A 13,930-nucleotide genomic window follows, 5' to 3' on the forward strand; every position below is an offset into this window, starting at 1 on the left:
GAGCGTCATGCTCTTCCAACTGCTGCCAACTACAACCCTGGGTTTGAACCCGCCGGTACCGTTACCAGGGTAGAGACGCAACTCGCCGGTGGCGTTGACTATCGCCAAAAGATCGGGAATGCCATCGCCATTCAGGTCGCCCGCCGCGAACACGGTAAGCGCTTTCCAACTCGAACCGATCTGGACTGGCTTATCCAAAGACCCGCCGCCCAGTCCCTTGCGCAGATACAGATTGCCGTTTGGGGTAATCGACATGACGTCGGCAATACCGTCACGGTTCCAATCGCCCGGAGCGATGATCCGGTTGTTGGCCATACCGGTTCCCATTAGCCTGGCCGGCCCGGCCAGCTTGCCTCCGGCCAGGGTTTGGTAGACCACCAGGCGGCCATTCTTGGTCAAGGCCATGACCTCGCCCCGGCCGTCGCCAGTGAAATCTGGGCTGGTGATGACCTGAGCAAACGGCGTGCCCATTGAGGTAGTCACGACCGGCACACCCAGGCCGTTAGCTCGCACCAACTGTGTGCCGGTGTAGGACAGGCCCGTTCGCATAGGGGTCCAATACGACATCGACGGGTTGGACCCACTGAGAATGCCAACCACAACCATCGAGTCGATGCCTTTGTAGTAGAGCGGACCACCGGAATCACCGGGGATCGTTGGCATGGCCACGGCCACAGTGTTCTTCAGATACCGCATTCCCGGGTCGACGTACCGGCTACCCATTTCGATGCGCAGGCCAACGGCCTTCACCACGCCGCACTTTTCGACCCCGCTGCTGACACCCCGACTGCAGACCACGGCACCAACAATGGCGTCGCCCCACCCGACAACATTCCAGGCCTGGGTGGGCGTCCGGAACAGCGATGCCCTAGCGGTGGTCGGGGCGGCGTGGCTGGCGGCGTCGCCAACGATTTCCGCCCCGTTTTTGGCCGCATACCATGACGAACTCTGAATGGTGCCCAGGTTGGCGCCTGCATATCTCACCGTATTACCAGCGGCGCCGCAGTGCCCGGCCGAGATCATTTGCCGGGCGGTTCCCTTCGTCACCAGCACATTGGCTGTGCAATAGCTCCCCCCCTGTGTCACGTTGTAGATCCGCTTGCCAGCCCTTAGTGGACCGGTGTCAATGCTTTCCCCGGAAATCGCCTCGGTGGGCATGGGCACTTCCTCAACCGACACTTCGACCGGGATCTCGTCACCGGCCAATTCGGCCACAACGCCGTCTTCGACCGCTTCTAGGCCGTCAACCTCGTCGACCGCGGCCAGCGCCTCTTCGACCACCTCGTCTTCGACACCCAGCAAGACTTGTCCGTCGCGGTAGTCCACGCCCACCGACACGGCGTCTTCGCCCACGGCCTCTAGGGCCTGCTCGGCGGCGGCGTCAAGCTCAGCCCGGCTAAACTCACTGTCCACCAGGGTCAGGCGGGCTATGTCACTCCATTCATTGGCCCAGGCCTGGTCCTGCTCGGTGAGCCCAACCACGCCCACAACAAAGCCCAGTTGGTCTTCCGCCATCCAAAGGTCAACGTAGCGCTCACCCAAGACGACCTCAGCCTCTTCGGTGATCAAGGAGGCCAGGCGGATGTCGACCGGCTCGACCGTGTCACTAGGGGCGGCGGGCGCAGCCAAGGCCACGGCATCGTTCCCAGCCGCCGTGTTACCGGCTGCCGCGGCCGGCACAGTGAAAGCCATGACGAGGGCACCGGCGCCCAAAACTGCGGATAAACGGGCGATCTTGCGGATGTTCATATTTGGAGCCTTCCTATGGGGCTGTTAGTGGAGGCATAAGCAGGAAGCAGGCCAAGACCGATCCTACCGTGTTGGGCTCTGCGATCAATACCGGCCTGGGTTCGCCGGCCGGTTCGCATGCCGGCAGCACCGGTGGCCTCGCTGCGCCCGATGTCGTTTGCTCGGCTCCCCCAGGCAATCTCGCCAGCGAGGCTCCAGCCAATTGCCGGGTGCCGTCCCCGGCTCGAGAAGTACTAGGGCAGTTCTTCGGCTACTGTCGCCATCAGTTTGTCAACCGTGGGGCGGTCGTATGTGATGCCTCTAACGCCCATGAAACGAGTTTGCATCACCTCTGGCCGGGTCAGCTCCGGCCGGTTGCCGGCTTCCACATCCCGGTAGGCCTTGGCGGCCCGCTTCAGGAAGGTGTTGACCGCGGGAATGTCGTAGCCGGTCAAGATCACTTTCCGGCGCTTTTTGATGACCAGGTTGTCAAAGTCGGCTGCGCGCATCGGCTACTCCCCTGTCGTTAGGCGTCCAGTCATGGCTAATCGTGCTGTCATTAGTCTGTCACAGGTGGCCCCTTGCCGGCAGGCAAATCAGGGACGAGTAAACCGCCAGCAGTCATCAGCCCACGACCGCCGGCGGCCAGGTCCAATGCTAGCCCTTTTGGCAGGCGATTGACGAACCGGCGGCCAGGTCCATGACTAGTGGCCTAGGGCTGGTGTGCGGGAAGCCGTCCCTGCGGCTTCCCCAATCAAAACCAGGCCCTCGCACCAGGTCATGGACCATGGCCTTGCCCCCTCGACGCCGGGTGGCGGTCGTGCCTGACACTTCGCCTCCCTTGTGGAGCGGCGCCATGCCTCTAGGGTGACAAAGCGGTCATGCGGTGCGGCCGTCCTTTCGTCGCTTTTCGAAGGCACACCGGCCGCTAGGCCTCGGTCGAGGTGCAACCGAGGTCGGGATGCACATAACCGCCGCCGGCCACCGTGGCGGGCAATCTGGCACCTTGGCGCGGGCGGCCCCCCCGGATCCGCTGGCGCCGGCACAATTCCGATTGCCGCCTGCGGTAGTCCAATGACAGATTCGGCGCCGGCCGCTGCCAAGACGTCGACACAGGCAACCTGGTCTCGCAGTTCGGTTGGTGGCTCGAGTGTGGTTGCGGCCATTGTCAACCTCCCTTGGATTCAGACGAGTTGCCTCGATTGGTTTGGCAGTAGCGGCAGAACGCGGGCCATTGGCATAGCCCAATTCCAGTCAAGGCGACCGGCCAGATGGGCGGTAGCGCCCTTCGTTCACATTGCGGTAGCCAACTGGATACACAATTTGGCAGCCGAGCCAGGCGAGCCGTTTCGGTGATTTGGGTGGTGGCCTGGGGGCGGCTGGTTGGTCCGCTAACTTAGAATGCCGCTGCGGACGCCGCGCACGGCCACTTGAACCCTGTTTTTCAGCTGCCACTTGGCCATGACCCGACCAATATGCTTCTTGATGGTGGCCTCGGACAGGTGCAGCCGTTCAGCGATCTCCTCGTTTGACAGGCCGTCGATGACCCCGCGCAAGACGTCGCGCTCCCGGCTGGTCAGGCTTTGGCCGCTGGCCGCGCCGGATCTAGATTGGCCGGCCGCAAGCTCACCTAAAACCTTGGCCGCCACCGTGGTTGAGAGCACCATCTCGCCTTTGAGGACACTGGCCAAGGAGGAGCGGAGCTGGTCTGCCGGTTCGGCCTTTGAGAGGTAGCCGTGGGCGCCGTTACGCAAGGCCTGAATAACGTCATCGCCCAAATTGGATGTGGTCAGTACCACGATGCGCGTAGCTGGCAGACTCTGGGCGATGGTTCTGACCGTGTCGATCCGGCTCATGCCTTGCTGGCGGACATCCATCAGCGCCAGGTCTGGACGTAGCACCCGCGCCATGTCGACGGCCTGGTTGCCGTTACCGGCGCATCCAACCACCTCAAAGTCAGGCCAGCGGCTGACCAGAGCCGACAAGCCGTCGCGAAACAGAGCGTGGTCGTCGACAATCATCACTGTGGCCGGTCCTGCGCTCATGCGGCGACTTCCTGGGCGTGCGACAGGACCCCGACGGTATTGACGATGGCCTTGCGATGATCAGCCGAGGAGTCGAGGGCCTCGCTCATCTGGACTAGTGCCGCTAGAGGCTGAGTGGACAGATCCATTAATCGCCATGATGCGTCAACAACCACAATTGGCCAAGAGCCTTTTGGCCCTCAAATACTGCCGGGGTATCTGACCTGTGACAATGCAGCCAGCGCCGGGCGGCGGCCGCAGCGACCTGGTCGCTTGGCGCCTGGTCCAACCAGCCACCCCATTGCAGCCGAAAGTGGCTACTGCGGCCGGCGGGCAGGTTGCTACCGTCCAAGGTATGCCCGGCTGCGGCCAGGTCACGACGGGCGGCCGAGGCTGGTTACCGCCGCCTAGCCTCGGCCGCCTCTCCCGCACTTCATACCGGGCAGACTCTCACCACCTCGAACCAACCCAGGCCAGGCCTTGTCACTAAGCTGGTCGCTGTAAGCGACATTTCGCCATACGCCACAACGGCCGCCAAGACACCAACAAGGGAGCCAGCAAATTGATTTTCAAGACCAGATCACATTGGCGCAAACTTGGCCTTCCCCTTGTGTTCACCATCATCCTGATCGTGGCAGCTGTGTTGTTGGCCCGCCTGGCCGGTCGATCTGACTCCATGCCGTCATGGCTGCCGGCCGTCATTTGGGGCGTGGCCGGCCTGGCCTGGCTGCTTCTGGCTATTCCGCCATTCATCAGGTGGTTCGTTTCAACCGACACCCTCTACAGCGACCGGCTTGAATCGATTGAGGGCGTCATCAAACAGCACCGCCGGGTCATCAGCCTTGAGCGGATCGCCGCGGTTAATGTCGATAGAACCTTGGCGGATCGATTCTTCCGCTCGGGCACCATTGTGGTTCAGACCGCTGGTCATGATTCTGATGTCGATCTGGTCTGCTGCCCTCAGGCCGGCCGGCGCGTTGACCAGATCCGCCAGCAGATGGAGCTTGCCCTTGAGCACCGTGGCAAAGCCGGTGGTGGCGCCGCCAGCCTCTAGGGCTGTCATGCGTTTGAGCTGCCGGCGCAGGCTCCGCCGGTCTTAGGCGCTTTCAGGCGCCAACCAGCTGTTTGGCAAAGACTTCAATGGCGTTGTCGTCGATAGTGCTGGCCCGTGTGGCTTCTCCTGCGATTCGGCTGATGACGAGCTTCTCTATGGCGGTCAACTGGTCCAGATTGAATTCGCCGCCCAAGAATGCCTCGGCTACGGCGCTGGCATGAAGCGATTCCGGAAAGGCGTCAGCCAACTCCGAAGCGCGTTTGTCGTTCTCCTTCATCATGCCGCAGACAAATAGACCCAGCCGAGCCTTCTGCAGGGCCACCTCTTGCCGCTTGACCAGCGCTTTCATCATCTTCAACGGCTTACCGGCGTAAATCGCGGTACCCAAGGCGATGGCCTGGTACTGGTCCAGCCGAGGCTTCTTGACCTCGCCCAGGTTGATCAGGTCAACCTCATGTTCTGCCAAAAGGGAGGCCATCCGTTTAGCGGCCTTGCAGGTGGTGCCGTTTTTGGAGGCGAACACGATGGCAATCTTCACCCCACCGAGGGTATAGGCGCCATCAGGCAGAATCACAGGGCTTGCGGTCCTGTTCACTAACGGTGAACCACCGCCCAGGGTTCGACCGGGGCCAGGCAAGTTGCTGGCACAGCCTCAGGCGTCCAGAAACCCAAGCCAGCAGGTGCCTACCGGAGGTGACCGCGGCCTGGATGGGCCCTTTGCCAGTTGCCTAGGGCCAGCGCAGGTCGACATCCGGTGCCCGCCCTTTCGACTCCAGGAACTGGTTGAAACTGGTGGCCCAATCCTTGTGCCAAGCCTGCTGCTTGGAGTGTAAGTCTCCTAGGTCCATCTGGTTGACCTCTGAGAACTTGACCGCAATGGCGTCGAGGACGGCGATAGTGGCGCGGACATCGGCAGCCGCGTCATGCAGGTGCTCGGTTTGCCGGATCCGGTAGTGCCCCATCAGATCACCAAGTTTGCGCTTGCCCCGGCGGTAGCGGTCGACCCCGCGGTCAATCACCAGCGGGTCCAACACTGGGCGCACCTCACCGCCAAGCCGCTGGCTGAGCGACTCAAGGCCGTTGCGGGCCAGTTCGGCTTCAAGAATCCGCAGGTCGAATGAGGCGTTGAAGGCCACCACTGCCAGGCCGCTGGCCAGGGCATTGGCCAGTTGGGCTGCAATCGCCTCCAGCGCCTGGGCTGGTTCTTGACCGTTGGCACGAGCAAACTCAGTGGTGATGCCATGCACGGCGGTGGCTACAGCTGGGATTTCAACGCCCGGGTTGATTAGCCAGGCCCGCTCAGTGGTGGTGCCATCAGCGGCCCGCCGCACCAGCGCCGCCGTGACAATGCGATCCTTCTGGGTCGATGTGCCGGTGGTCTCGGTGTCAAAGCCAACAAGTGGACAATCTCGCAGTGGCATTTGGCCCGCCCTTCGCCGCAACTTCGCTGTGTTGGTTAACTCTCTCACTTGCCACCGACATCTCACCTTTGGACGCGAGGCCATGGCCAAGCCAACCCTTGGCGCCAGGCGGGCCGCCCGGCATCGGGCAGCAACCCATCCGCCCAGGCGACCACCGCCACTAACAGTGGGTCTGCAACCTTTGACGGGCATTTATCTTTGAGGCGCGGGCCCCAGCCACGCGGGCATTAACCCCGAAGCAAGCCGGACCCCGGACGAGCCTTGATGCCCCAGCTTGTAGGCTTGGCGCCGTGAGCAACGAAGTTGAGATTGGCCGCGGCAAGCAGGGACGGCGGGCCTACGCCCTCGATGACGTGGCGGTTGTACCTTCCCGGCGGACCCGTGACCCAGAAGAGGTCTCAGTGGGCTGGCAGATCGACGCCTATCACTTCGCCATCCCGATTCTGGCGGCGCCAATGGACTCGGTCATGTCACCGGCCACGGCTATCCAGTTGGGCCAGTTAGGCGGCCTGGGCGTACTGGATCTTGAAGGCCTTTGGACCCGTTATGAAGACCCGCAGCCGCTACTTGACGAGATTGTCACACTGGACGCGCCCCGGGCCACCGCCCGCTTGCAGGAGATATACAGCCAGCCGGTCCAAGAGGAACTGATCACCCGGCGCATATGCGAGATGCGCGATGCCGGTGTTACAGTCGCCGGGGCCCTGTCACCTCAACGAACCCAACAGTTTTGGCGCACGGTGGTAGATGCCGGTGTTGACCTGTTTTTGATCCGCGGTACAACGGTTTCCGCTGAGCATGTCTCGTCCGGTTGCGAGCCGCTGAATCTCAAACGCTTCATTTACGAACTTGATGTGCCGGTGATTGTCGGTGGCGCGGCCACCTATACCGCCGCACTTCACCTGATGCGGACCGGCGCGGCCGGCATCCTGGTTGGTTATGGCGGCGGCGCGGCCCACCGCACTCGCATCACCGTTGGTATTCACGCGCCCATGGCCACGGCTATTGCCGATGTGGCGGCCGCCCGCCGGGACTACCTGGACGAATCGGGTGGACGCTATGTCCACGTCATTTCTGATGGCGCCGCTGGTACTTCCGGTGATGTGGTCAAGGCGATCGCCTGTGGGGCTGATGCGATCATGCTTGGTGCGGCCCTGGCCCGAGCCTCCGAGGCGCCCGGAAGGGGCTGGCATTGGGGTCCTGAAGCCCACCATCCCAAGCTGCCGCGGGGGGGCCGGGTTGAGGTCGGCACCATTGGCTCACTCGAGCAAATCCTCTTTGGCCCGGCCACTCAGGCCGAGGGCAAATCCAATTTCATCGGTGCCCTGCGCCGGGCCATGGCTTCGACCGGCTACAGCGATGTCAAGGAATTCCAGCGGGTCGAAGTGGTGGTCAGCCCCTACAAGACCTAGCCCTTGGTGAGCAGTTGGGGCGCAGCCTGGCAGGTACGAACCAGTCTTTTGCTGCACCTAGCAGACATCCGCTGGACGAGTGTTGCGCCTGGCAGGCCCGAACCAGTCTGGTGCTGCACCTAGCAGACATCCGCTGGACGAATGTTGCACCTGGCAGGCACGAACTAGTCAGGTGCTGCACCTGGCAGACATCCGCCAAACGAATGTTGCACCTGGCAGGCACGAACCAGTCTTTTGCTGCACTTAGCACACACCCGCCAAACCAATGCTGCACCTGGCAGACACTGCCACTAGATCACCTGGTCCTTTACCCGGTCAGTTCTGCCAACCGCAGCAGAAGAATCCCGGAACCATGCACAGCGTCACAACCAACACCGCCCAGTGTGCGAAGCGCAGCAACAGACACCGCACCGCGTGCCAACCGCAGCGGAAGAATCCCGGGGAGCATGCACAGCGTCACAACCAGCACCGCCCCAATCGCGATCCGAAGTAGTCAACGCCTCAGTGGGCAATACCGCAAGATGCGAACTCGACCTCACGCGGCTTGAGTGGTCTGAGCAGCCTGATCTGCCTGCCGTAACGTCGAGCGCAGACGAGCGACGAACAATCCCGGGTCTTGGGTGATCATTTGCCAGGTGACCTGCAACACCCGAAACCCGGAGGCCGTCATGGCATCAAGCCGGTCCCGGTCGTTTTCGAACGCCTCTGCACTTGAGTGGTAGCGCCATCCATCCGCCTCAACAACCACCTTTTGCCTCCGGAACAGGATATCGACCATGATGCCCCGTCCACCCACTCGTATGGTTGCGTTGACCTCGAAACCCGTGAAGCCCTCTTCCTTGAGTGTCTTCACCACTAGGAACTCAAGAATCGACGCGACACCCAGTTCGATCCACTCTAGGTAGCGACGCAGTTTGACAACCCCCGGCCTTCTGGCCCTGGCGGCAAGGGCCTCAGAGAATTGGGCAGCCGTGATCACCTTTCGGGTCACCGCCCAGGCAAACAATTCGTCGGCCCGTTTGGGTTCCAGGCTGGCTAGCGTGTCGACCAGAGCCCAAGCCACGTTCTGCAGGAATCCCCCTGCGGCTCGCCGACTCTCACCCTCGGCCAAACCCCGACGATGAGCCAACAAGCCTGGCTTGGGTCTTCGGCTGGTGGCCACTGCGCAATCAACCCAGTTGATGCCGGCCAGCGGCAGGTTCGGCAGTTGCATCATCAAAGCGATTGCCCCACACACCACTGCGTCGGGCCAGGTCAGCCAGGCAGACCAGCCACCGCGCTCTGCCGTCCGCGGCAGACCGGCGGGCCCCAAGGCGAATCCGGCAAACGGTACCCACAGTCGCTTCTTCAACCGGTATGCGACTTGGCCGCGGGTGAATCCGTCTTCCAGGGCCTGAGCCCTAGTAAACAATCCGGCTTGGCTGTGGGCGATGGCGGGTGTCTGGCTGCCCACTATTGTCTGTGCCCTATGTTCCATGGGCACATAATGCCCAAAAGCCAGCGGTGGCGCTTTGACCGCGGCGGCGGCCTGTGGATAACCGTTTTTCGAGTCGGTACCGGCCCCGCGGGGCGCCACCCATCCGGCGCCAGGGACTCTCACAATTGGGCCCCCGGCCTGCACTGACTCCCACCAATAGTTGAGGGGTTGGCCGACTGTCGCCGAACAACTGTTGCGCCCAGCAGGCCCGAACCAGTCTGGTGCTGCACCTAGCACACACCGGCCAAACCAATGTTGCACCTGGCAGGTACGAACCAGTCTTTTGCTGCACCTAGCAGACATCCGCTGGACGAGTGTTGCGCCTGGCAGACACTGCCACTAGATCACCTGGTCCTTTACCCGGTCAGTTCTGCCAACCGCAGCAGAAGAATCCCGGGACCATGCACAGCGTCACAACCAACACCGCCCAGTGTGCGAAGCGCAGCAACTAACACCGCCCAGTGTGCGACGCGCAGCAGAAGAATCCCGGGACCATGCACAGCGTCACAACCAACACCGAACCGTAAGCCAACCGCAGCACCCAACCACCCCAGGGGACCTAGCCGCCAACCGCCCTAAACCACGCCCGGTGAGGGCAAACGAAAGGGGCCCGGCCGGCCAATGCCGGTCCGAGCCCCATCGTTGGTCTTGACGGAGTCAGCCAATCTTGGCCAGGACATCCCTGGCACTCAGGATTAGATAGTCGTCACCGTCGATTGTGACTTCGGTGCCACCGTACTTGGAGTAGATGACGCGGTCATCAACGGAAACATCCACTGGAACGCGGTTGCCATTGTCGTCGAACCGACCTGGGCCGACGGCCACAACCTCGCCCTGTTGGGGCTTCTCCTTGGCGGTGTCCGGAATGACCAGACCGGACGCTGTTGTTGTTTCTGCCTCGACCGGACGAACAACAATCCGGTCTTCAAGCGGCTGAATGGAGACCGACACTGCGGACCTCCCCTTCGCAAGGTAGATGGGAAACGGACTTCGCCCACTAGTTCTTCTAGGTCCATGCCGTCGCGGTGCCATGGATCAGCGCCCCAGGTGGGCGGTTGGCCTCGCGGCCAACCGGGGATAAGACTAAGCGTTCGATTAGCACTCGGTCAAGGCGAGTGCCAGCCGTGTCAGTTTGACCGCCCCCCTGGCACCGTCCAACGCCACTTCCGGCCGGCGCCCAAGACACCAACCAGCACGTCACGCCCACCCAAGCCAGCCAAACCCGGGCCGTTCCAACGACACGAGGGACGGCATCGGGCGCGGGGCCAATCGCCAGTGGCATAGGCTTGGAAACCACCAGATGCGATCTCCAAGCAAAGGATCGAGCATGACGGCATTAGTGCTGGGGGACGCCCTAATTGACCTTGTGCCCGCGACCAAGCAGGGCGGGGCGGTCAAGGCACTGCCCGGAGGATCCCCGCTCAACGTCGCCGTTGGCCTTGGGCGGCTGGGACGGCCCACCTACCTCGGTGCTTGGATTGGGCCAGACCCCCACGGCCAGCTAATCAAAGATCACCTGGCCCAGTCCGGCGTTGGCCTGCTGCCCGGTTCGACCAAGGCGCCGCGCACCTCGACCGCCCAAGTTGAGCTGGATCCAGACGGCCAGGCCAGCTACCGTTTTGACTTCGCTTGGAGCATGCCGGCCATCCCCACCGCCCTGCGGCCCCGCGTTATCCACACCGGCTCTATGGGAGCAACCGAAAGGCCGGGCGCCACCCAGGTGCTGGACTTGTTCTCGGCCAACCCGGCCGGGTCGACTTTGAGCTTCGATCCCAACATCCGGCCGGCCATTATGGGTCCGGCCGACCAATTGCGACCCCGGATCGAGGCCATGGTTGAGCTCGCTGACCTGGTCAAGGCCTCTGACGAGGACTTGGCTTACCTCTACCCCGAACTCGACCCGGTGGCTGCGGCCAAGCGCTGGGCCACGGCCGGTCCAGCCTTGGTCTGCCTAACTGAGGGCGCCGGGGGGGCGCGGCTGTGGACCGCCAGTGGCGCCGAGATCGCCCAACCGGCCCCTGCCACCGAGGTGGTCGACACCGTTGGCGCCGGCGATTCGTTTACCGCCGGTTTGCTCGACCAGCTTTGGCACCTTGGACTGCTGGGACGGGCGCACCGGTCCCAACTGAGGCACATTTCAGCTGAGGCCGCCGCCAAAGCGTTGGACCACGCCAGCCAGGCCGCCGCTGTGACGGTCTCGCGGGCGGGGGCGGACCCGCCGTGGAGCCGTGAATTAGGCTAGGCCCATGCGTTTGGCCGATGCCGAAGCCTTGGCCTCCCCGCCAGGTCGCCTATTACTAGCCTCGCTGCCCGAATACCAGGCCGACTTGGCCGTCAAGATCAGTGATGGGCTTAGGGCTCGCGGCATAGACCCGGGTTTGGTGGCGGCGGCCTTGACACAATCTCGACTACGGGCCAAAGCCCAGGCCAAGTTTGGCGATTTCGCCAACAACCTGCTCTTCACCGACACCGGGCTGCAGCAAGCCACCAGGCTCAATGTCGCCGCCCACCGGGCCGGGCGCTACCGGGCGGCCGGGGCTGAGGTTGTCGTTGACCTTTGTTGCGGCATAGGCGCTGACTCGCTGGCCATGGCGGTCCTAGGCCTGTCAGTTCGGGCCTACGAACGCGACCCGGTGACGGCCAGACTGGCCCGGGCAAATCTGTCAGGTTTCGAGGACTGTTCAGTCAGCTGTGGCGACGGTATGGCCGCTGATCTGGCGGGGGTTGAAGCGGTCTTTGCTGATCCAGCCCGGCGGCGCGGCGCGGGCCAAGGTCAGGGCCGGGTTTTCGACCCAGCGGCTTACAGCCCGGCTTTGGACCAGGTCTTGGCCCTGGCTTTGGACCGGGACTTGGCTCTGGGCGTGAAACTGTCCCCCGGGCTGCCGCACAAGGTAATCCCGCCGGGCGTCGAATCGGAATGGGTTTCGGTTGACGGCCAGGTGGTCGAGGCGGCCTGGTATTTCGGTCCGCTGCGAAGAGACGGTTTGGCCGGCAAAACTGCCCTGGTTATCCAGGGATCGAAAGCCCATCGCTTGGCCGCCGATCCGAGGCCCAGGCTGTCGGTCGGACCGCTGGGCCGGTTCCTTTACGAACCCGATGGCGCTGTCATCAGGGCCAGCTTGATCGAACAAGCCGCCAGCCGGGCCGGTTTGACGGCCAACTTGCTGGCCCCTCGGATCGCCTACATCACGGCGGAGGAGAAGGTCGACTCGGCCTTTTTCCGCGGCTATGAGGTGCAAGACAGTTTTCCGTTCCAGCTAAAGGCGCTGCGCCAATACCTGCGGGCCCGCGACATTGGCCAACTCACTATCAAGAAACGCGGCACGGCGGTCGAGCCAGCTCAGCTGCGCCGGCGACTGGACCTGCGCGGTGATCAGGCCGCCACGCTTGTCTTGACCCGCCTGTCTCAGCGACAATCGGTCCTAGTGGTCAAGCCACTTGACACCACTGATCAGCCAAAGGAGCGGCCGTGACAATTGACTTTGCCGCTTCGCCGCGTAGTTCGGTTGGCATCGAATGGGAGTTTTTGACCATTGACCACACCAGCGGTGGTCCCGCGCCGGTAGCCACCCAAATGCTCGACCAACTCCGGGCGGACCAAGGCAAGCCCCGGGTGCCACACCATTCGCCAGTCAGTTTTGCCCCGAACGACACCCAGCCACAAGGCGCGGACATTTTCTCTGAACTGCTGACCAACACCATCGAACTGGCTTCCCACCCGCGCCTGACAGTGGCCAAGGCCGCGGCCGATCTAGCGGCCGGGTTAGAACAAATCACGGCCCTGGCTGAGTCATTTGGCGCCGATCTGATTGCCGCCGGCACCCACCCGTTCGCCCAGGCTGCCCTCCAGCCCATCACCGATTCGCCGCGTTACCAGCGGCTAATTGACCAAACTGCCTGGTGGGGCCACCAGCAGATGATCTGCGGTCTGCACACTCACGTTGGGATCGACAACCGAGCCAAGGTCATGCCGATCCTGCACGCCCTGAGCTACTACATGGGACACCTGCAGGCCCTTTCGGCCGCCTCGCCGTGGTGGGGCGGGGTCGACACGGGCTACGCCTCAAACCGGGCCATGGTCTTTCAGCAGCTACCGACCTCCGGCCTGCCCTTGCCGTTCGACGATTGGTCCGAGTGGGAGGCCTACGCCGAAAGCCTGCAACGAGCCAAAATAGTCGAGCAAGTCAACGAAATCCGCTGGGACATCCGGCCGGCCCCCGGTTTTGGCACCATCGAGGTTAGGGTCTGTGATTCGGTGCCAAGCCTGCTTGAGGTCGAGGCCCTATCTGCCTTGACCCAATGCCTGGTCGAGGATGCCTCTCAGGCGCTCGACCAAGGCCAGTCCCAGCCCGGTTTGCCGCACTGGTATGTCAAGGAAAACAAGTTCAGAGCCGCCCGTTTTGGGCTCGACGCCTCGGTCATAATCAATCAGGCCGGTGAGCAACGCCCGGTCCGCGACGATGTCGCAGACTTAGTCGACCGCCTCCAACCAGTGGCCGCCCACCTAGGCTGTTTGGACCAGCTCAACGCCATCCACCAGATCCTTGAGCAGGGCGCCTCTTGCCAGCGCCAGCAATTGGCCGCCGCGGCCAAGGGCGGCGACCTCAAGGCGGCCACCGTCCACCTAGTCGACGAACTCCACGCCGCCCAACCTCTCCCACCCCACTAATCAGTCCCTGACCTGCATCTTTGCCGCGACTGAGGTTACGTTGGTTTTGGCCTGTTTTTTGTGGCCTGTTCAGGGCCTATGGGCAATGACTTCGGCTGAAGTGTTGCCAGGGATACGGCGTGCCGCATCCAGCATGTGACCCGAA

The 13,930-nt window shown here is 62.9% G+C and carries 12 protein-coding genes; 5 read left to right on the forward strand and 7 right to left on the reverse strand.

What is annotated here, in order from left to right; translation table 11 throughout:
- The 3 genes from FWD29_08665 to FWD29_08675 all read right to left on the reverse strand — a co-directional run.
- Positions 1-1,749: FG-GAP-like repeat-containing protein (locus tag FWD29_08665; protein MCL2804001.1), on the reverse strand; the 1,749-nt coding region annotated here is incomplete at its 3' end.
- Positions 1,750-1,982: 233 nt separating this feature from the next.
- Positions 1,983-2,237 carry a hypothetical protein gene (locus FWD29_08670; GenBank protein ID MCL2804002.1) on the reverse strand — a complete coding sequence of 85 codons (255 nt, stop codon included), beginning with the start codon at positions 2,235-2,237 and terminating at the stop codon, positions 1,983-1,985.
- An 882-nt stretch (positions 2,238-3,119) separates the two neighbouring features.
- Positions 3,120-3,773: a response regulator transcription factor gene (locus FWD29_08675; protein ID MCL2804003.1), complete on the reverse strand. Its 654-nt coding sequence runs from the start codon at positions 3,771-3,773 to the stop codon at positions 3,120-3,122.
- 589 nt (positions 3,774-4,362) lie between these two features.
- Here FWD29_08675 and FWD29_08680 point away from each other — a divergent pair.
- A complete protein-coding gene (locus FWD29_08680) occupies positions 4,363-4,806 on the forward strand; it encodes a PH domain-containing protein (GenBank protein ID MCL2804004.1) in 444 nt (147 codons plus the stop codon).
- A 52-nt stretch (positions 4,807-4,858) separates the two neighbouring features.
- Here FWD29_08680 and FWD29_08685 read toward each other — a convergent pair whose 3' ends face one another.
- Both FWD29_08685 and FWD29_08690 read right to left on the reverse strand, forming a co-directional pair.
- Entirely contained in the window at positions 4,859-5,344 is a 486-nt protein-coding gene (locus tag FWD29_08685; protein MCL2804005.1) for a flavodoxin domain-containing protein, read from the reverse strand.
- 190 nt (positions 5,345-5,534) lie between these two features.
- On the reverse strand, positions 5,535-6,227 hold the full coding sequence (locus FWD29_08690; protein MCL2804006.1) for an exonuclease domain-containing protein: 693 nt from the start codon (positions 6,225-6,227) through the stop codon (positions 5,535-5,537).
- A 290-nt stretch (positions 6,228-6,517) separates the two neighbouring features.
- Here FWD29_08690 and FWD29_08695 point away from each other — a divergent pair, with 290 nt between their 5' ends.
- On the forward strand, positions 6,518-7,639 hold the full coding sequence (locus FWD29_08695; protein MCL2804007.1) for a GuaB3 family IMP dehydrogenase-related protein: 1,122 nt from the start codon (positions 6,518-6,520) through the stop codon (positions 7,637-7,639).
- A gap of 535 nt (positions 7,640-8,174) precedes the next feature.
- Here the strand turns inward: FWD29_08695 and FWD29_08700 are convergent.
- Positions 8,175-9,215 (reverse strand): endonuclease domain-containing protein, encoded by a 1,041-nt coding sequence (locus FWD29_08700; protein MCL2804008.1) that lies wholly within the window; start codon positions 9,213-9,215, stop codon positions 8,175-8,177.
- 558 nt (positions 9,216-9,773) lie between these two features.
- Positions 9,774-10,067 carry a co-chaperone GroES gene (gene groES, locus FWD29_08705; GenBank protein MCL2804009.1) on the reverse strand — a complete coding sequence of 98 codons (294 nt, stop codon included), beginning with the start codon at positions 10,065-10,067 and terminating at the stop codon, positions 9,774-9,776.
- A gap of 376 nt (positions 10,068-10,443) precedes the next feature.
- Here groES and FWD29_08710 point away from each other — a divergent pair, with 376 nt between their 5' ends.
- Genes FWD29_08710 through FWD29_08720 form a run of 3 tightly spaced genes read left to right on the forward strand, consistent with a single transcriptional unit; the run spans position 10,444 to position 13,785 of the window.
- Entirely contained in the window at positions 10,444-11,358 is a 915-nt protein-coding gene (locus tag FWD29_08710; protein MCL2804010.1) for a carbohydrate kinase, read from the forward strand.
- A 4-nt stretch (positions 11,359-11,362) separates the two neighbouring features.
- Positions 11,363-12,589 carry a class I SAM-dependent methyltransferase gene (locus tag FWD29_08715; GenBank protein ID MCL2804011.1) on the forward strand — a complete coding sequence of 409 codons (1,227 nt, stop codon included), beginning with the start codon at positions 11,363-11,365 and terminating at the stop codon, positions 12,587-12,589.
- Positions 12,586-13,785, forward strand: a complete 1,200-nt coding sequence (locus FWD29_08720; GenBank protein MCL2804012.1) for a glutamate--cysteine ligase — start codon at positions 12,586-12,588, stop codon at positions 13,783-13,785. Before FWD29_08715 ends, FWD29_08720 begins: the two co-directional genes overlap by 4 nt.
- Positions 13,786-13,930 lie beyond the last annotated feature (145 nt).

The sequence above is a fragment of the Micrococcales bacterium genome (assembly GCA_009784895.1).
Classification (GTDB): Bacteria; Actinomycetota; Actinomycetes; order Actinomycetales; family WQXJ01; genus WQXJ01.

Coding starts and splice junctions, on each gene's coding strand:
- FWD29_08690 (MCL2804006.1), bottom strand. CDS start 6,227: ATGCCACTGCGAGATTGTCCACTTGTTGGCTTTGACACCGAGACCACC.
- FWD29_08670 (MCL2804002.1), bottom strand. CDS start 2,237: ATGCGCGCAGCCGACTTTGACAACCTGGTCATCAAAAAGCGCCGGAAA.
- FWD29_08710 (MCL2804010.1), top strand. CDS start 10,444: ATGACGGCATTAGTGCTGGGGGACGCCCTAATTGACCTTGTGCCCGCG.
- FWD29_08675 (MCL2804003.1), bottom strand. CDS start 3,773: ATGAGCGCAGGACCGGCCACAGTGATGATTGTCGACGACCACGCTCTG.
- FWD29_08715 (MCL2804011.1), top strand. CDS start 11,363: ATGCGTTTGGCCGATGCCGAAGCCTTGGCCTCCCCGCCAGGTCGCCTA.